At 61.6% G+C, this 19,280-nt stretch carries 16 protein-coding genes; 5 read left to right on the forward strand and 11 right to left on the reverse strand.

Translation table 11 applies throughout. The features are described 5' to 3' along the window. Window positions 1-35 precede the first annotated feature (35 nt). From JQ575_RS36420 to JQ575_RS36470, 11 genes are all read right to left on the reverse strand, one after another. Window positions 36-869, reverse strand: coding sequence for a phosphoenolpyruvate hydrolase family protein (locus JQ575_RS36420; RefSeq protein ID WP_212038031.1), 834 nt, complete (start codon window positions 867-869; stop codon window positions 36-38). 11 nt (window positions 870-880) lie between these two features. Further along, window positions 881-3,142: an ABC transporter permease gene (locus JQ575_RS36425; RefSeq protein ID WP_212038032.1), complete on the reverse strand. Its 2,262-nt coding sequence runs from the start codon at window positions 3,140-3,142 to the stop codon at window positions 881-883. Further along, entirely contained in the window at window positions 3,129-3,911 is a 783-nt protein-coding gene (locus JQ575_RS36430; RefSeq protein ID WP_212038053.1) for an ABC transporter ATP-binding protein, read from the reverse strand. Before JQ575_RS36430 ends, JQ575_RS36425 begins: the two co-directional genes overlap by 14 nt. A 23-nt stretch (window positions 3,912-3,934) precedes the next feature. Then, on the reverse strand, window positions 3,935-4,996 hold the full coding sequence (locus JQ575_RS36435; RefSeq protein WP_212038033.1) for a branched-chain amino acid ABC transporter permease: 1,062 nt from the start codon (window positions 4,994-4,996) through the stop codon (window positions 3,935-3,937). Between the two features lie 3 nt (window positions 4,997-4,999). After that, entirely contained in the window at window positions 5,000-6,016 is a 1,017-nt protein-coding gene (locus tag JQ575_RS36440) for a branched-chain amino acid ABC transporter permease (protein WP_212038034.1), read from the reverse strand. Window positions 6,017-6,155: 139 nt separating this feature from the next. Continuing rightward, on the reverse strand, window positions 6,156-6,992 hold the full coding sequence (locus JQ575_RS36445; RefSeq protein WP_212038035.1) for an AraC family transcriptional regulator: 837 nt from the start codon (window positions 6,990-6,992) through the stop codon (window positions 6,156-6,158). Window positions 6,993-7,128: 136 nt separating this feature from the next. Beyond that, complete coding sequence (locus JQ575_RS36450) at window positions 7,129-8,184, reverse strand: iron-containing alcohol dehydrogenase (RefSeq protein ID WP_212038036.1); 1,056 nt, start codon at window positions 8,182-8,184, stop codon at window positions 7,129-7,131. A gap of 116 nt (window positions 8,185-8,300) precedes the next feature. Further along, window positions 8,301-9,566 carry an ABC transporter substrate-binding protein gene (locus tag JQ575_RS36455; protein ID WP_211995594.1) on the reverse strand — a complete coding sequence of 422 codons (1,266 nt, stop codon included), beginning with the start codon at window positions 9,564-9,566 and terminating at the stop codon, window positions 8,301-8,303. 339 nt (window positions 9,567-9,905) lie between these two features. Then, window positions 9,906-11,057, reverse strand: coding sequence for a Gfo/Idh/MocA family protein (locus JQ575_RS36460; RefSeq protein ID WP_212038037.1), 1,152 nt, complete (start codon window positions 11,055-11,057; stop codon window positions 9,906-9,908). Window positions 11,058-11,087: 30 nt separating this feature from the next. Further along, window positions 11,088-12,161, reverse strand: a complete 1,074-nt coding sequence (locus tag JQ575_RS36465) for a sugar phosphate isomerase/epimerase (protein WP_249167146.1) — start codon at window positions 12,159-12,161, stop codon at window positions 11,088-11,090. A gap of 1,016 nt (window positions 12,162-13,177) precedes the next feature. Continuing rightward, window positions 13,178-13,864 (reverse strand): DarT ssDNA thymidine ADP-ribosyltransferase family protein, encoded by a 687-nt coding sequence (locus JQ575_RS36470; RefSeq protein ID WP_212038038.1) that lies wholly within the window; start codon window positions 13,862-13,864, stop codon window positions 13,178-13,180. A 390-nt stretch (window positions 13,865-14,254) separates the two neighbouring features. On the opposite strand from JQ575_RS36470, the gene JQ575_RS36475 reads away from it, so the two are divergent. From JQ575_RS36475 to JQ575_RS36495, 5 genes are all read left to right on the forward strand, one after another. Then, window positions 14,255-15,490 carry a site-specific integrase gene (locus JQ575_RS36475; protein WP_212038039.1) on the forward strand — a complete coding sequence of 412 codons (1,236 nt, stop codon included), beginning with the start codon at window positions 14,255-14,257 and terminating at the stop codon, window positions 15,488-15,490. Window positions 15,491-15,767: 277 nt separating this feature from the next. After that, on the forward strand, window positions 15,768-16,304 hold the full coding sequence (locus tag JQ575_RS36480) for a hypothetical protein (protein ID WP_212038040.1): 537 nt from the start codon (window positions 15,768-15,770) through the stop codon (window positions 16,302-16,304). A gap of 93 nt (window positions 16,305-16,397) precedes the next feature. Then, complete coding sequence (locus JQ575_RS36485) at window positions 16,398-16,769, forward strand: AlpA family transcriptional regulator (RefSeq protein WP_212038041.1); 372 nt, start codon at window positions 16,398-16,400, stop codon at window positions 16,767-16,769. A 147-nt stretch (window positions 16,770-16,916) separates the two neighbouring features. Continuing rightward, window positions 16,917-17,147 (forward strand): hypothetical protein, encoded by a 231-nt coding sequence (locus JQ575_RS36490; RefSeq protein ID WP_212038042.1) that lies wholly within the window; start codon window positions 16,917-16,919, stop codon window positions 17,145-17,147. Then, window positions 17,144-19,270, forward strand: a complete 2,127-nt coding sequence (locus JQ575_RS36495) for a VapE domain-containing protein (protein ID WP_212038043.1) — start codon at window positions 17,144-17,146, stop codon at window positions 19,268-19,270. Before JQ575_RS36490 ends, JQ575_RS36495 begins: the two co-directional genes overlap by 4 nt. Window positions 19,271-19,280 lie beyond the last annotated feature (10 nt).

The raw sequence follows: 19,280 nt of genomic DNA on the forward strand, positions 1-19,280 counted from the left end.
GTTCTCCCTTCACAAAGTGCTGTCGCATGGTCCGTTCAGCTGCGGCTGATGGCCTTGAATTTCCGGGTCTGCTCGCGGATCGCGACTTCGACCGGCAGCCGCTCCATCGAGGAAGCGCCGTAGAAGCCGTGGCAATGCCGCGAGTGCTTGATGACGAATTCGGCGTCCGCGGGTTCTGCCACCGGACCGCCATGCACGAGAATGATCGCATCAGGTTTCACCGCGAGCGCCGCCGCCGCCCAGGCGTCCAGCAGGGCTGGAACGTCCTCGAGCTTCAGTGCGGTCCGCGCGCCGATCGCGCCGCCGGCGGTCAACCCGAAATGGCAGACAATGATGTCGGCCCCCGCGCCCGCCATGTCAGCGGCATCGTCGGCCGAGAACACATAGGGCGTCGTCAGCAGGCCCTTGGCGCCGGCCAGCGCGATCATCTCGACCTCGAGCGCGTAGGACATGCCGGTTTCCTCCAGCCCGATACGGAAGCTGCCGTCGATCAGCCCGACCGTCGGAAAGTTCTGTACGCCGGAAAAGCCCACAGCTTTTACCTCGTCGAGAAAGCGGTCCATGCTGCGGAACGGATCGGTGGCGCAGACGCCGGCCAGCACCGGAGTCTTCTTCACCACAGGCAGCACTTCGGCGGCCATCTCCATCACGATTGCGTTGGCGTCGCCGTACGGCATCAGGCCGGACAGCGAACCGCGCCCGGCCATCCGGAAGCGGCCGGAATTGTAGATCACGATCAGGTCGATGCCGCCGGCTTCCTCGCATTTGGCTGACAGACCGGTGCCGGCGCCGCCGCCGACGATGGGCTCGCCGCGCGCGATCATGTCGTGAAACCTGGAGAGAAGCGCCTGCCGGTCGATCGCTGCCATGCTGTGATTCCCTATCGGCCCGCGGCGCGTGCGCGCGGCCGTGCGCCTTGCAGCGCGCGAAAATGCTGTACCAGCGCGGCCGCAAACGCCGGGCTGTTGATGTGATGCGGAACGCGAACGAGCTGGCGCGACGCCGTCTGCCGCACGCTCGCCTGCAGCGCGCCGAACAGCGCCTCGCGCGCCGCGGTGTCGAAGAACGGCTTGCCCGCCTCGTCGAGGGCCGAGACCCCGCCCTCCGGCAGCAGGAAGCGCACGGGGCCTTCCATCAGATTGAGCCTTTCACCGATCCAGCGGCCCATCGCGGCATTCTCGTCGGGCTGCGTCCGCATCAGCGTGACCTGCGGATTGTGCTGATGAAGCAACCGGGTCCGGTAGCGCTCGGGGACGCTGTCGGGCGCGCCGAAATTGACCATGTCGAGCGCGCCGACCGAACCGACATAAGGAATTCGGGTGCGGATGATGGCGCCAAACCGGTCCTCGGTCGCCGGAAACACGCCGCCGAACAACAGATCGGCGATTTCGGTGGTCGAGACGTCGATCACCGCCGGCACCAGGCCGCCATCGACCAGCTTCTCCATCGACTGGCCGCCGATGCCGGTGGCATGGAACACCAGACATTCGTAGTCGTCGCCAATCAATTTCGTCACCTGCTGAACGCAGGGCGTCGTGACGCCGAACATCGTAAGGCCGACCAGCGGCCGTTCGCCGCCGGCGTGGCGGCGCGGCGGCGGCGCCTTGGTCGCCTCCAGCCGCGCCCTCGCCATCCCGGCCATCGCCTGCGCGCCGTTCGCCAGCACCTGCCGCGAAATCGCATTCAGTCCCTGAACGTCGGTGACGGAATACATCATCATGATATCGGAAGGGCCGACATAGGCCCGCGTGTTGCCGGAGGCGACGGTGGAGATCATCAGCTTCGGCACGCCGACCGGCAGCGCCCGCATCGCCGGCGTCGCGAGCGCCGTAGCGCCGGAGCCGCCGGCGGAAATCAGGCCGAGCAGCCTGACGCCCTCGCGGCCGGACTTGCCCTTCACCCAGCTCTCGAAAGCCTCCGCCATTGCCGCCACGGCGGCGCCGCGGTCGGCATTGAACACGCCGGCGGAACCGCGCGGGTGATGCAGCGCTATCTCCAGCGGCGGCACGTCCGCGCCGGAGATCCGGCCGGTGGTCGACAGATCGACCAGCTTCACCGGCAGGCCCGCCGCCTTGATGATGTCGGCGATGAAGCGCAGCTCCTCGCCCTTGGTATCGAGCGTACCGGCCACCGCGACGAACGGTTCGTTGAGACCACCTATGCTGCGCCCGACCTTGCGGTCGGATGCTGCGGTCGCGGCGATGACGGGCATGCGCGTCAGGGTGTGCGCGGACGCCTCGATCCGCGCTGCCGCAACATCGGCGCTCCAGCGGGTCGGCAGCACCGGGTTCGACAAATAGACCCGGATCGGCGCATCGTTGCGTGTTGGCGCCGCTGCAGTCCTTCGGCCGCCGGGTTCACTCACGGAAGCAGGCGGCGGTTCGATCTCCTCATGGCCATGGCGACCAACGCCGAGCAGGCGCTGCTGCAGGTCGCGATCGGCGGCCAGCCGCGCCGCCTCGATGACGCGGTTGACCCGGCCGTTGACCATGATCGCGACCGTTTCGGAGATCTCGGTTGCCACGCCGATATTCTGCTCGATGACGAGGATGGCGACGTCGCCTTCCTCGCTCAGGCGCACGAGCATGTCCTCGACATGAGCGACGATGACAGGCGCGAGGCCTTCGGTCGGCTCGTCCATGATCAAGAGCCGCGGATTGAGCAGCAACGCCCGCGAAATCGCCAGCATCTGCTGCTCGCCGCCGGAGAGCTGCGAGCCGGCGTTGTTCTTGCGTTCGGCAAGCCGCGGAAAGGTGTCGTAGACCCGCTCCCGCGTCCAGCCGCCGCGCGGCCCGCGCTGCGCCAGCCGCAGGTGCTCGTCGACACTCAGCGACCGCCACAGCCGCCGGCCCTGCGGCACATAGCCGATGCCGAGCCGGGCGATGTCGGTGGTGGAACGGCCGACCAGTTCCTCGCCGAATGCGCTGATCGAGCCGCTCGACACCGGAACCAGGCCCATGATCGCCTTGCACAGCGAGGTCTTGCCCATGCCGTTGCGGCCGACCAGGCTGAGCACTCCATCCTGCAAGGTCAGATCGACGCCCTGCAGCGCGTGCGAGCGGCCGTAATACAGGTTCAGCCCGCTGACCTGGAGCGCCGGCGGCGTGCCGCGTAGCTGATGACGGCGGTCAGTGGTGGGCATGACCGCCTCCGAGATAAAGCTCCTGAACTTCCGGATCGGATTCGATCTCGTCGGACCGGCCTTCCTTGAAGATACGGCCGTTGTGCATCATCGTCACGCTATCGGCGACACGCAGCGCGACATCCATGTCGTGTTCGATAATGATGAAGCCGATATGCGCCGGCAGCGAGGTCAAAATCGTCACCAGATCAGCGCGCTCGGTCGGCGACAGCCCTGCCGCGGGCTCGTCGAACAGCACAAAGCGCGGCGCGCCTGATAGCGCCAGGGCAACTTCGAGCTGCCGCTGCTGGCCATAGGCCAGCTCGCCGACCAAGCGGTCCTTATCGGCGGTCAGGTGCACAGCCTCGACCAGAATTTCCGCTGCTTGCAGGAGTGCATCGTCGGGGCGGGGCCGAACCAGCGAGAAGCGGTTTCGCGAAACACCGCAGCAGGCCAGATAGATATTGTCCATCACGCTCAGTCCGGTGAAGAGCGAGGATATCTGGTAGGTGCGGCGCAAGCCCCGGCGGATGCGCTCATGGGGCGGGAAGACCGTCACATCCTCGCCAAAAAACCGGACCAGGCCCGCTGTGGGCAGAAAATCCCCGGTGATGCAGTTGAACAGCGTGGTCTTGCCCGCGCCATTCGATCCGAGAACGGCCCGCCTTTCGCCCGGCTTCACCGAAAGCGTCACGTCCGAGATTGCGGCCAGCGCGCCGAACATCTTGGTGATGCCGCGCAGTTCCAGCGCATTGCCGGAGCTGGCATTGCCGGCCCCGGGTACGTTCATCCGGGAAGACACGACGGGCGCGTTCATGCACCGCCTCCCGTCGTTGCGGCCTTGCGCGCCGCCATCCTCGCGCGCCAGCGATCCCACAGGCCCAGCACACCATCCGGCGAGAACAGCACGATCGCCAGGAAGCCGATCCCGATGATCAGCTTGAAGCGATCCGCCGAGAACCCGAAAAAGCCGAGAATGTCGGTCGAGAACACTTGCAGCAACACGTAGATGAAAGCGCCGATAAACGGTCCGAGCGGACGGCGCATCCCGCCGACGACCGCGACCACGAGCACATCGATCGCGGAGGAAATACCGATCGTGCCCGGCGCGATCTGCGCATTCTGCCAGACCAGAAGAATGCCGCCCGTGGAGGCGAAAACGCTCGCCAGAGCGTAGGCCGCCACGCGATGGGCGGTCACGTTGAAACCCAGTGCCGCCATGCGGCGCGGGTTGTCGCGCACGCCCTGAAGCGCGAGTCCGAAGGGAGAGCGCGCAAGATAGACCACTGCGCCGTAGCAAAGCGCGGCGCAGGCAAGGGTGAGGTAGTAGAAAGGCAGGGGATCGCGCCAGTTCACGCCGAACAGCTTCGGCGGCAACACGAGGTTGAACCCGGAATAGCCGTTGAAGATCGAGTAGTTCTGCCGTGTGAAATAGAAAAAGGCCGCCGCGATCGCGAGCGTGATCATGATCGTGTAGATGCCGTCGGTGCGAACGGCGAGCGCGCCGCATATCGTCGCGAAAAGCGCCGCGATCAGGAAGGCGGCCGGAAGCACGATCCACCAGGAGAGACCGAGACTGACATTGGCCGCGCCGGACGGCCCAAGGATTGCGACCATGTAGCCGGCCAATCCCGCAATCGACATCTGCAGCAGGCTCACCATTCCGCCATAGCCGGCGAGGAACATCAGGCTGAGCCCGATCATGCCCAGAATGAACGTCCAGCCCATGATCTGGAACAGCCAGAAATTATTGGCCACGATCGGCAGCAACAGCAGGATCAACCCGAGGATCCACCAGGGGGCGGGAATGCGCTCGGACCACATCCGATGGTCGACGGGGCTGGCAAAGCGAGGGGCTTGATCGGCAACCGACATGGCCTATCGCCTCGTTCCCAGAAGGCCCTGCGGCCGAAACGCCAGCACCGCCGCCATGATGAGGAAGGTGAGAACGATCGAATAGGTCGGCGCGTAGACAAACCCCATCTGTTCGGCCACCCCGATGATCAAAGCGCCCAAAGCCGCGCCGACGATCGACCCCATGCCTCCGACGATCACCACCACGAGGCTCGCCAGCAGGAAACGCGTATCCTCGCCCGGCGACAGCGACTGGAACGTGGCACCGATGATCCCCGCGATACCGGCAAGCCCGGCGCCGAAGCCGAACACCGCCAGAAACACCATGTGGATGCGCACGCCGGATGCGGCCAGCATCTCGCGGTCGTCCACGCCCGCACGGATCAGCATGCCAAGCGCGGTGCGGTTCAAAACGAGCCACATCGCGATGCCGATCACGATTGCCGCGACCAGGATCCAGACGCGCACGGACGGGTAGCGCAGCCAGGTGACCACGCCGGTCGCTTCGTTGAAGTTGCTCACGAGGGGCAATTCCATCGGCCCCTGCAGGAATTGCGGAGCGAGGATCGAATACGATTGCCCACCCCACCACCACAGCATGAGGTCGGCAAACACGATCGAAAGCCCGATGCTGACCAGCGTCTGGCGGAGCTCTTCGCCTTCCATTTTCGAGAAGATGAAAAACTGCATCAAGAGCCCGATCAGCCCCACGACGATGAACACAATCGGAAATGCCAGCAGCCACGAACCCGAGGCGGTCGCGACCTCGTAGCCAACATATCCGCCGATCAGGAACAACGAGCCATGCGCGAGATTGACGACGCGCATCAGACCGAAAATCAGCGTGAAGCCGGCTGCTACGAGAAAATAGAGCGCGCCAAGCGTGATGCCGCCCAAAAGGGCGTTCAGGAAGATTTGCTTGCGGCCCCAAACCGCCACCAGTTCAGGCGGCCAGGGGGCCAGCACAAGACACAGGAACGCTGCGGCCAAGAGGAAAAAAAACAGGCTCCAGAGCGGATAGCGCTTGATGAAATTGTCCATCTCAGAACGGCCCAGCAGCTTCCCGTGGCGCACTTCGCCACCGTTGGAATGAAGGCTAGATCGAAGTTGCCGGCCTGTCCTTTCCCGAACGTCTGTTCTCTAGCCCGAACGTCTCTTCTTTGGCGTGCAGCACCTCTTTTCAGTGTGTGAGGCCCGCGACGCTGCGCCGGTAGGCGCTCGGCGGCACGACGCCATTGGCGATGAAGAACCGCGAGAAGCTCGCCGGGGTCGCAAAGCCGAGATCGAGCCCGATTTCAGAAACCGTTTCCGTGCCTCCGGCCAATCGATCGATCGCGCGCTCCATGCGCAGGGCGTTGAGGAAGATCGTCGGGGGCAGACCCATCTGCTCGCGAAACAGCTTGAAGAAATGCGGGCGCGAAAGACCGGCGTTCCGCGAAATCTCTGCAAGGTCGACGGGTTCGCCGAGCCTCTCGCTCAGCAGGCTGATCGCGCGCCGGAGGCGAAAATCCCGCAGTCCCGAGCAATGCGCAGCCGGCCTGTCGGCCGCGCTCGTCCACTGCCACGTCTGATCGAAGGCTGCCTGAGTGAGGGCACTGAGCCGGTCCTCGAAAGAGCCATCGCAGCCGCCATGGTCGGCGAGAAGCCGTGCGGTTTCCAGGACAAGCCGGGTGATGTGGTCGCTCATTTCGACGGTCGAGCGGCCGAAGCGCAGGATCTCGAAGGCCGTGTGGCTCGCATCAACGAACCAGCCCGGGCGAATATAGAGAACGAGCGTCAGCGTTGGTTCGCGGCGGTCGACCGGCGCAAAATAATGCGGTTGCCACGGGCTGATTGCCGTTGCGCTGAAGGGTGTGAGCGGCAAAATCCTGCCATCGACAACCACGCTGGCGACCGGTCCGCTGACGTGGAAGATCAGGTGCCCCTCGCGATGGGCATGCGGCACCATCGGCCGATCCAGCTCATAGAGGCAAGCGCGCCCGAACGCACCATGTGCGACCGCGTGAGCAATACTCATCGGTTTCCTCCCCGCCCATCTTTGTGCGCGGTTATGGAGGAATGTATAAGGAGATCGCGTTGTGACAACAGGCAAATTGCCCCGGCCGCCACCGGTCCAGGCCGTTTGCCCCGCGCCGGATGCTGCTCGTTCGTGCTCACCAGGCGGCCTCGAGAATGCGGCGGCAGTCGCCTGGGGTCAGCCGTCGGGGATTGGCAAGGGCTCCGGGATCGTTCGCGGCCATTTCCGCAAAACGGTCGAACTGAGCCGGATTGATCCCCAGCTCCCGCAAGGAGGTCGGCAGGCCGATGGCGCGGGCGAACGCTCCGATGGCGGTGCTGAGGTGCGGCTCCGGCGTTGTTCTGGCGAAGGTTTCGGCCATGGCGGCGTATCGATCGCCGACGGCTTCGGTGTTGAAGTCGGCCATGGCCGCCATCAACGGCACATGGAGATCGCCTTGCAGGACGCCGGGTCCAAGTTCAGCCTTGATCGGGTGCGCAAGCGCATCGACCCCGCCAACCGCTTTTTCCAGCGCGAGCCCGGCCGTCAATGCCGCCGCCATCAATTCGCGCTGCGCTTCCCGGTGACCGGGCGATGCAAGCGCCACGGGTAGCCACCGCGTGAGCCGCTTGGTGGCCTCCAGCGCAAGCGCGTCTGCCGGCGGGTGGTAGACGGGGCTGGCATAGGCTTCGATGGCATGGACCAGCACCTCCATGGCCGCAGCGGCGAGGCGGCGTGAGGACGCCCCCTCAAGCACCGTCGGATCGGCGATGACCCGGTCGGGGCGCGGGCAGGTAACCGGCTGGCCCTGCCCCAGACGCACCCGCCGCGCCAATCCGAAATCGCAAAGGCCGGCAGGAACCGCGATCAGCATGAGGCGTTCGCCCCGCCGCAATGCATGCTCCGCAGCGAGCCGCGCCTGCCCGACGGCTGCGGATCCGCCCACGGCGATGAGCGTGCCGGTCCGGATGTCGCTCATGGCGCTCAGGATCCTGACGGTTGCATCTGCATGAGGGCTGGCACGATCGGTCCGCGCCAGGCTGATCGCCGTCTGGTCGAGTGACTCCTGCACGCGCGCGCAAACGGCCGCGCTGCCCGGCTCGTTGTCAACGAGTAGCAGCGCCCGAGCGAGCGGCCCTACCTCCTCGGGAAGCGCATCCTCGATCGCAGCTTCTGCGAAATGGGTGCGCGTGAGATAGTCGATGAGAGTCATCGAAAGGCGCTCCCGGCGTTTCCGCCGCATGGAGTCCGCAATGGCGGAATTCCCGAAGGAAGCGATGGCCGGCTGACAGCGCCGGCCACCGAAGATGACATCAGGGGCAGGCGCGCTCAGCCGCCCGCGCGCAGCTTGGCGCAGTCAACCGCATCGCGCGCCGGCAGCCCCAGGGCCTTGAACTGAGCCGTCGTCATGCCGAGCGTCTGGTTCACGTTCTCGGTCTTGGCGACCATCTTGCTGGTCAAGTTGCCGTCCGGTCCATCGACCACTTCGTTGACGAAGACCGTTCCGGTCGCCTGCCGGTTTTCGTTCAGCGTGATCTTGCCGATCGGGCTGTCGAGCTGAAGCTTGTTGAGCGCTTCCTTGAACTTTGCCTGACCGTTCGACAGATCGCCCCCGGCCGCTTCGAGCCCTTTAATGGCGGCCTGCGTGGCGACGTAGTAGCCCAGACCGAACAGCGACGGCGACGGCAGGCGCTGGGCGGCGGGGAAGGTGTCCTGATAGAGCTTCACATACGAGGTCCATGCCGGGTCGGTATTGTCGGCAGCGAAGGGGCCGGAGGTCGGCGTGCCCTTCAGCACGTCTTTCGCTTTACCTTTCGCCGTCAGAACCGTCTGGTCGGCCATGATGGTGCCGCCGATCAGGCGGGTCTTTTCACCGGCCTGCTGGTACTGATTGAGGAAGTTGATCGCATCCGTGCCGCCAAGGCCCAGATAGATCGCATCCACATTGTCCGGCAGCTGCGCGATGATCCCGCCGAAGTCCGATTGGCCGAGCGGCTGCCAGAAGCGCTGGACGATGTCGCCGCCCGACTTACAGAAGTCCACCGCAAAACCCATGAAGTTCGTGTAGCCGAACGAGTAATCGGCTGCGATCGTTGCAACCTTCTTCCAGCCCTTCGTCTTCACGACGTAGCCGCCGAGGCCGTAGCCCCATTGCGAGCCGTCGAGGTTGAAGCGATAGAAGTTCGCCGCCGGATCGACCCATGTCGTCTCGAGCGCGCCGGAAATGCCGTTGATCACCACCTTGTCGGGGATGGTCTTGGCGAAGTCGCGCATGGCGATGCCTTCCGAGCCGGAAAGCGGGCCGATGATGAAGTCGACCTTGTCCTGCTCGATAAGCTTGCGCGCCATACGGACCGTTGTGTCGGGTTTGGTATCCGTCGGAGCGACGACGGTTTCAATCTTCTTGCCGGCAATGGTGTTGTTCACCTGCTTGAGAGCCAGTTCGACATTTCGGACACCATCCTGGCCACCGGTCGCGAAGGCGCCTTCCAGCGCTACCAGAATGCCGATCTTGATGGTGCCGCTCTGGGCGAGAGCTGCGCCGGGCAGCATAAGGGCAGCCACCGCGACGGCGCCAAGCAAAGACTTGCGCATTGTTGTCCTCCCTCTGACGCGGAAGAGCGAATCCGGCGACCACGCCGGACCTTCCTCATGTGCGTCTCCTGACGCGCCCCTTGCGGGCGCCTTCAGGAAAGCTGCCGATCAAAGCCCAAGCCGCCAATATCCAAGCGTCTCATTTTCGCGGACGCTGTCATGCGCGGGCAGCGCAGCATCTGTCCGATGGCAAGCTCCCCTGCCCGATCGCATCTATTACTTATCCGCTGAGCGGTTTGAGACTGTTGGGATAGGTACGTGTTGATTACCCAATTCCTCTTCACCGCGCTGCGAAAGGCCAACGCACCACGCGACAGCAATGCCGGCGCGTCGGTGCGTTCACAATTCAACTGGCATCCAGACCCCTCCGGCTGCGCTCGAGCGCAACACGGCATCCACCATCGCGACACCGGCAAAGCCATCCTCGATCGTTGGAAACGTCACTGCCGGATCAGCAACGGAAGCGGCACGCCTGGCCACAATAGCTGCGGCCACTTCGGCATAGATCGTCGCGAACGCTTCCAGATATCCCTCGGGATGGCCAGATGGCGTACGACTGACGCGCTGACCGGCGGCATTCACGGACGTTGCACCGCGGCGTACCAGGCGTGGCGCCTCACCGAGCGGCGACCAGACAAGACGGTTCGGTTCTTCCTGTCGCCAGTCCAGACCGCCCTTCTCGCCGAAGATCCGTAACCGCAGCCCGTTATCGTTTCCGGGGGCAACCTGGCTCGCCCACAAGGCGCCCCGCGCCCCGTTCTTGTAGCGCAGCAGAATTTGCACATTGTCATCGACACGGCGGCCCGGCACGAAGATGGTCGTCTCGGCCAAAATCTGCTCAGGCATTATCCCGGTGACAAAGTGCGCCAGCTGATAGGCGTGGGTACCGATGTCGCCGACGCAGCCGCCGGCACCAGCGCGCGCCGGATCGGTACGCCAGTCGGCCTGCTTCTGACCCGTGGCCTCAAGCGGATCGGCCAGCCAATCCTGCGGGTATTCGACCTGCACGATCCTGACAGCGCCGAGTTCGCCGCCCTGAACCATGGCGCGTGCATGCCGGACCAGCGGATAGCCGGAATAATTATAGGTGACGGCAAATATCCGTCCGCTCGCGCGCGCCTTGTCGCGCAAGCGGCGCGCCTCCTCAAGGGTTGTCGTCAACGGTTTGTCGCAGATGATGTGAACACCCGCATCCAGGAAGGCGTCGGCGACCGGTGCGTGCATATGGTTTGGCGTGACGATCGCAACCGCTTCGATACCGTCACCTCGCGCGGCCTCGGCCTGCGCCATGGTCCGGAAGTCAGGATAGGATCGATCGGATGGAAGGCCGATCGTCGCCGCCGATCGGATCGCTCTGTCGGGCGAGGCCGAAAGCGCGCCGGCGACGAGTTCGTAACGATCATCCAGACGCGCGGCGATACGGTGGACGGCGCCGATGAAGGCGCCTTCCCCGCCGCCTACCATTCCCAGTCGAATGCGTGGTTCAGCCATGTCGCGCGCTCCATCGATCTGTTCCGGTGCTCAACTGAGGCCCAATGTCCGCCGGACCTGCGCATCGTCGCTGGCGCCGCCCGCAAAATCATCGAAGGCTCGATCGGTGACGCGGATGATGTGATCGCGGATAAAGGTAGCGCCTTCGCGTGCGCCGTCCTCCGCGTTTTTCAGGCAGCATTCCCACTCCAGCACCGCCCAGCGGTCGAATCCGATGGCAGCCAGCCGCGAGAAGATCGCCTTGAAGTCGACCTGTCCGTCGCCGAGCGAACGAAAGCGGCCGGCGCGATTGATCCAGGACTGGAAGCCCGAATAGACGCCCTGCCGCCCGGTCGGATTGAACTCCGCGTCCTTGACGTGGAAGGCGCGAATGCGCTCGGCGTAAATATCGATGAAGGCCAGATAGTCCAGTTGCTGCAGGACGAAGTGCGACGGATCGTAATTGATCGCGCAACGCGGATGATTGCCGGTGCGCTCGTAGAACATCTCAAAGGTGATGCCGTCGCAAACGTCCTCGCCTGGATGGATCTCGTAGCAGAGGTCGACGCCCGCGTCCTCATAGGCATCAAGAATCGGACGCCAGCGACGCGCGAGTTCGTCGAACGCCGCCTCGATCAGGCCCGGCGGCCGCTGCGGCCAGGGATAAAGGAACGGCCAGGCCAACGCGCCGGTGAAGCTGACGCTGCCGCTAAGGCCGAGGCGGCGAGACGCCTGCGCCGCCTTCATCATTTGATCCGCCGCCCAGACCTGACGTTCGTTCGGCCTGCCCCTGACGGAAGGCGGCGCAAAAGCGTCGAAGGCTTCGTTGTACGCCGGATGGACCGCGACGAGCTGTCCCTGCAAATGGGTGGACAATTCCGTGATCACCAGACCATGGCTCGCCGCCGCGCCGGCAATCTCGTCGCAATAGGTTTGAGAGGCGGCGGCCTTGTCGAGATCGATCAGGCGTGGATCGGAGGTCGGGACCTGAACGCCCTTGTACCCAAGCGATGCCGCCCAGCCGCAGATGGCATCGAAGCTGTCAAACGGCGGATCATCGCCGATGAACTGCGCCAGAAAAATCGCGGGCCCCTTCATGGTGGCCGGCCGGATGGTCGCTGACATGGCATTTTCTCCGGTTCAGGCCGCTGCGCTACGCCAGCAAGAATCCGCCTCCATGGGGAGAATTAAAGTATTCCGACGAACGACATCAGCCAATACCTGAGCGGCTCAAACGCATCGCAACGGACGCAAATCTGCGATCCCGCAGCGCGGATAGCGCTCAAGGTTTGTACGTTACGTTCGCGCCTCTCGAAAAGAGAGGGCGCAGGGAATGCCGGATGCGCGCTGCACCCGCGGTCTCGTGTGCGATTAGTGCTAAGAAGCTGCACACGAGCATACAGGGCAGCGGAGAACATCCGACATTCCCTGCGCAGTGGCTTTACGGCTTATGACGCGCTCTCGCCGGTGAGACGGCCTCTATTGCCACCGTCACCCCTCGGAAGCGTTAGCTTCCTCGGAGCTTGACGCCGTTACGGGCGCCAGGACCACACGCTTTTGCCGTACGCCTCAGCCGCGACCGTCAATCGCAACATCAGCGTCCACCGCATCCCCGCCCCTCGTTGTGACGATGGCCAACGCCCCTCTGAGTGGGACGGGATGGCTATTTATGTGCAGATGATTTGGGGTGGATGGGAAGAGGAATATTTTTTATTTTGGGGCTTGACTTAACTTCTGAAAATCGGAAGTGATTTGCCCGACGGGTCAGAATGACGCAGCTGGGCAAGGATAACTGGTTCCGAAAACGGCTTCCACTGATCAGTTGATCTCGCAAATCGAACATTATGAATTTGAGCGCACCGAGCGCTGCTAGCGGCGCCGCGCCACGATTTGTGGTCTATGGCGTGGCCGGTGGCGCGACGTGAAGACGCTCTAGTGTTGGAATTGGAAGACGCGCCGCGCCGGAAGCGACTCTATGAATTGATGGTTCGTCACAAGACTTTTCACGCCGATCACAAAAGCGATCACCAATGCCGGCCTTATCCTGGGACGACCTCTGCTCACTTTGCTCCGTCTTGCCTGGCGAAGTGGGCGAACAACCTTGGGTCAGCATCTTAAATTGTCGTCCGACCGGCTCCGAATCAGTCTGAACCCCGATAATCAAGCTCCAGAAAAATTCTTTGTTCGCTGCATGTCTCAATGACCTTGTCGGCTACTTTTGTTGATACTTGCACCATGTCCCGGATAGAAATTAGAGCCGGATCGCCCTCCTCGGAGGAAACGAACAAGAGTTGTTCGATGGGTTCACGTTTCTGATTTTTCTTCAAAACTTGATTCCACATGATCTTCTCTCGGTCTTCTTTTGAGGGCGGAGCGAGGAAGAGCACAAAGTCGAGCTTGTTATCGATGTGTTCAATGAATGAAGAGTGTATTAGGCGATCCAACGCAATCGACGCAGCCACTTTTTCGACTCCGCCTTGATTGGAGGGTGCATTGGTAATCATGACTCCGGGTAGCTTTATTACGTCAGGATCAATGGAGAGATAAATGGGATCGAGCCCGCGTTCCGTCGCTCGAAAGCACATCGGATGGTTGGTCGTAAGGCACAAACAAACGAACTGATCCGTTCCCGAGGTAATATCGCTTGCGAGACTGTTTGCGTCGCCTCCGGTTGTGATTCCTTCCAAGCGACCGAGCTTCCTAAGTTCACTGGTGCAAAGGAGGCCGTCAGTTTTGATGGTTGCTAGGTTCTTCTTGTCCGTGAAGTGATAAAAGTGGTCAAACTGCTTGCTGTTGCGCACACGCAGTATAAATGCATCCAAATCCATGGCCGCCTCCAATGAAAACCCAACTATTAGGTGTGCGATCACTCATCTCAACTAGTGATTTGGCGGCAGGGTGATTTTTTCGTACCCAGCACGTTGCATGCCGCTGCTAGTGACGGATGGGAATCATTTTGGGGACCCTGCGGTCCATCCAGTAAGATTTGTCTATAGAATCAATTACTTGGTCGTACGTCGTGGCGGAGAGGGAGGCCGCCGTTTTAGCGTCCGGCAAGCCCCGAAGAGGTCCGAAAAGCCCCGGCGGCTCGGCCGCGAAAAGTCTTGCGCCATAGCGGTTTCCCGCTTGTTCTTGCCCGTTTTGCCCCGATATTGGTCGGTAAGCACCGGTATAGCCGAGCCGGGAGTCTAGCCGGGGGTTTATAACAGGGAATTGCAATGGCATTGACCACTAGGCAGGTCGCGAAACTCACTGAGCCGGGCCGCTACGGCGACGGCAGGGGCCTCTATCTCCAGGTAACGCCGACCGGTGCCCGCTCGTGGCTGCTGCGCTACGAGCGGGGTGGACGCGAGCGCGCCATGGGCCTTGGACCAGTTGATGACTTCACGCTGGATGAGGCCCGGGAGCGCGCCCGCAAGGCGCGGCAACTCTTGAAGGATGGGATTGACCCGCTCGATGCCCGAAATGAGGAGCGCGCCAGCCAGGCCGCCGAGCGCGTCCTGGCTGCGGCCGCAAATGTCACCTTTCAGGAATGCACGGAGCAATATTACAAGTTTCATTCACGCAAGTGGAACAACGCAAAACACAGCGCGCAATTTCTCTCGACAATGAAGATGTACGCGTACCCAGTGCTGGAAAAGCTGCCGGTGGCAGCGATCGACAAGGCGTTGGTGCTCAAGGCGATCGAGCCTATCTGGTACACGAAAACCGAGACCGCGAGCCGCGTGCGCGGCCGAATTGAAGCCGTTCTCGACTTTGCGAAGACACGTGGCTATCGGGCGGGAGAAAACCCCGCTGCGTGGGACGGCAACCTGGTTCACGCCCTCCCCGCGCGCAATACAATCGCGAAAGTCCAACACCACGCGGCGCTGCCCTTTGCTGAACTACCCAATTTTATGGCTGAGCTCGCAGCTCGCGATGGCATCGCCGCGAGGGCCTTGGAGTTCACTATCCTGAACGCCAGTCGGACAGGTGAAGCCATCGGCAGTCGCTGGTCGGAGATTGATCTGGATACAAAGCTGTGGACCATCCCAGCTGAGCGCATGAAGGCCAAAAAGGAACATCGAGTGCCACTGACTGGCCGTAGTGTTGATATTTTGAAAGCGCTGCCGCGTGAAGGGAATTTTGTATTTCCCGGCGGCCGCAAGGGCGTTCCGATCTCAAATATGGCGATGGCCGAGGTATTGAAGCGAATGGGTCGGCTCGACATTACAGTCCATGGCTTCCGGTCTTCCTTTCGGGATTGGGCGGCGGAGCGGACCAGCTATCCCAATCACGTCGTCGAAATGGCACTCGCACACGTAGTTGGCAATAAGGTGGAGGCCGCATATCGACGCGGCGATTTGTTAGCCAAGCGTGCGCGCCTCATGGCCGACTGGACGAAGCATTGCATGGCGAAACCGGTTGACACGGCGGAAAGCAATGTCAGGCCGATAAGGGCTGCGGGACGATGAGCAGCAAGACACGGAGCGGCGGCCAACAATCGGGTCGCACCGCCAAGTCAGAGTCGTTCCGATCGGCCTTGAGCCGCGCACGCATTAATAAGGCAATCGGCAAGCGGGCTGACGAGGTGTTCGCGACTAAGAACCGTCCACAAGGCTCACTACCAACGCCTGGAAACCCGAGCTGCAATCTGCCCTAAAAAAGGACGTTTACGACGCGAACCAAGTAAAAGAAAAGCTCAGGGCTTCTATTTTGAGATTAACTCCAAAGACAGTCACTGAGGCCAGTTTGGACAATGATGTGGTGGCTATCTGCACCGCCGTGGTGCTCGAGCGATTTGCAACGAAAAGATCTGAATCGCCTGCTAGCAAAAGACAGACCGAAAGCGAGATCAGAACTTTAGCAAAGCTCTCGACCCGTCTCGTACAACATATCGAAAGCATGCACCAAACATCTCGTGAGCTGTTAGAGGTAAGCCTTCCCGCGCACGAACTCAGGATACTCAATAAAACAGCGCAATCCGTAGCCGGTGCTTCCAAGCATGCGATAACTCGTCTCCCCGCCGTTCCGTTCCTTGAACAATCCACCGGTAGAAGAGTCAACAAGCCCGCTGAGGCGGTGACTAGATGCGCGGCCGCGATTTTCAACCGGCGCACCAGACGAAAGCCAGTCAGGATAGTGGATCGGATCAGTGGTGAAGCAGGTGGACCGTTCGTCAAATGGCTAGCTGAGGTCTTTTCAATATTAGAAATAGAAGCGAGCGCGGACGCAGAGGCTCGCAAATATCATGAGTGGATCAGCATGGGGACAACTACGGAGAAATAATACGTTTCCACCATGTGACCATTTCTTTTAAATTTTGGATGGTTGCTTCGTTCCAGCCGGACAGCGCCGCTGGGTGTTAACGGAGCGCAAAACATGACTACGAAAGCTAAGCTTCTGGATACGGCTACACCGATTGTGAAGCCAACGGATCATACCAGCAGCTGCCCTAGCAATAAGCTCGGCTCTGGGGAGATCAATTCAAATCATCTCAACAGAATGTTTCGCAGACGCGGCCTTACGGAATTTATCCCACTAGGTCGCACGCAGATCGACGAGTTGATCAAGGCAGGTGATTTTCCTGAACCGGTGCCGTTAAGCGACTCTGGGCGCGCCGTTGCGTGGCTAGAATGCGATCTGGTCGCTTGGCAAAAAGATCGAATTGCGGCGCGGAACGCTCGTGTCGCCGAGCGCGAAAAGGCCCACACGACGCCAGTATCGCCGAGCACAACGAAGCCAAGGCCGTGATTCGTGACACTCCCAGATACGGCGAAGCCCGCCACTGCAATTGCAGCGAACGGGCTTCGGGATGATGATCGCTTCGCGGGCGAGATCGTAACAAGCATACCATCAATTAACGCGCAGGCGCAACAATCGTTCGCCCCAATACAGGCCATGCCGGTAATTACCGGCATCCGGCCCAGACCGTACGGCAAGCCCGCATGGCTGGTGTCGATCGATGACGTCTGCACCGAAGAGCCCATTCAGGATCGGAAACTGCGCCGCTACCGCCGGTTCTGCGCCGCTATCGAATGGAGATTCGGCGTCAACTTCGGCCCGATGCCGCAGTCCGCCTGGTCGGCCATCGTCGAGGCCGCGATTGCGGAAGGCGGTGCGTCATCATGAGCGCCGATACGTCACGCATTCTCAGCATTGCGCAGGATTACATTGCGCAAGGTCTGGCTGTCATCCCGATCGACCATAAGCAAAAGGCGCCGAAAATTAAAGCATGGGAAAAACTAGAAATCACGGCGGATAATGCTGCTAGGTTTTTTAACGGCGCTGAGCAGAACATCGGCGTTCAACTGGGGGCCAGATCTAATGGCTTGGCCGACGTTGATCTCGACTGTGCCGAGGCCGTCAGACTGGCCCCCTACTTTTTACCGCCGACCGAGGCGGTGTTTGGTAGAGCCAGCAAGCCGTCATCCCATTATCTCTTCCTTATCGACGATGCACCCGAAAAGGCGACCGAGCAGCTCAAGGACGAAAACAAGCAAACCATCGTCGAGTTGCGCATGGGCGGAGGGACCGCAGCTGCACAGACGGTCTTCCCGGGTAGCACACATCCCAGCGGAGAAACGATCGAATGGGTAAAAAATGATGCCCCCGCCAAATCGGACTACGTAACGCTAAAGCGAGCGATCACGAAGATAGCGATCGGCGCGATTCTAATGCGGCAATGGCCAAAGGGTAGCGGCCACGAGGCAGCCCTCACCGTCGGCGGCTTTCTCGCGCGTTGCGGTTGGAGCCCCGTGGAAATCGGTGACTTCGTCGGTGTACTCACACGCGAAGCTGGCGACCAACCGACCGAGGATGACAACCGACGGACAGCAAGAGACGCCGCCCAGGCTCACGCCAACGGACAGCATTCATTCGGCTTTCCTAAGCTCACAGAAGACTGGGGCGAGAAATCCGCCAAGGCCATCGCAAAGATCCTCGGATACAAGGGGGAGAAATCCGCGCACGTAACAGCTTCGACTGATGGTCCGGCATGGCGCGAGCGCCGAAGAGACGGCTCGCCCCTTCCGACCATGTACAACGCGCGACTCGCCATAACCGCGCTGGGTGTTGAGTGTAGTCGCGATACCTTCCATAATAAGACGTTCTTTGGATATAGCGGTGACGGCCTGCAACACGAGCTGAAGCAATTAGTCGGAGAGGTGACGGACGACGGCATAATAATGCTGCGCCAGATAATGTCGCAACGTTTGGGCGTCGACCTCGAAGACAAGGCAACCCGAGACGCGGTCAAGTCGTTAGCGCTCGAACATTGCTTCAATCCCGTGTGCGACATGCTCGACGAGGCGGAGAAGAACTACGACGGCGTCGCGCGCCTCGACCGGATGGCCGTCGACTATTTTAACTGCGACGACACGCCGCTCAATCGAGCCATCGTACGGAAGGCGATGATCGCCGCAGTGCGTCGCGCGCGAAGTCCCGGCTGTAAGTTTGACACCATCATCGTTATGGAAAGTCCCGAGGGTTGGAACAAGTCAACGGCTTGGCGGGTACTTGCTGGCGACGAGAACTTTTCCGACGAGAGTATCCTCGGGCGGAGTAGCCGCGAGGTGCAGGAACAACTCTCTGGAGTCTGGATACATGAAAACGCCGACCTCGCGGGAATGCGCAAGGCCGAGGTGGAGCATGTGAAAGCCTTCGCCAGCCGTCAAGTTGACCGAGCGCGCCCCGCTTACGGGCACTATGTTCTCAGCCAACCAAGACACTCGATCGAAATTGCAACGACCAACAGCGACGACTATTTGCAATCGCAGGATGGCAACCGCCGATTTTGGCCACTGGCCGTGCGGAAGGCAATCGACCTCGATCTGCTGCGACGTGACCGCCTGCAATTGTGGGGGGAGGCTGCAAAATACGAATCCGAGGGTGAGAGCATCGCCCTCGATGAAGCGTTGTGGCCAAAGGCTCGCGACGAACAGGAAAAGAGACGCGCGACACACCCATGGGAGGACGTCCTCGCCGAAATTCCCGATCGCGTCGTGTTGGAATTGGACACCACCGTACAGATCATCTACTGCGCGGACGGTCAGGAACGCGTGGCGAGCTCGGACCTGCTGACACACGTATTGGGTATCCCGCTGGGACAGCAGCTCAAGAAGCACAGCATGGAACTTGCTACCATCATGAAGCTCGCCGGTTGGGAGCGCGGCCCGGGGAACAATAAGGTCACCATCCGCGGCAAGCAGGTGCGGGGGTACTTCAGGTGGGTCGACGGGCGGGTGCTGCCTTAGCAATAACCAA

This window comes from Bradyrhizobium sp. JYMT SZCCT0428 (genome assembly GCF_018131075.1).
Taxonomy (GTDB): Bacteria; Pseudomonadota; Alphaproteobacteria; order Rhizobiales; family Xanthobacteraceae; genus Bradyrhizobium.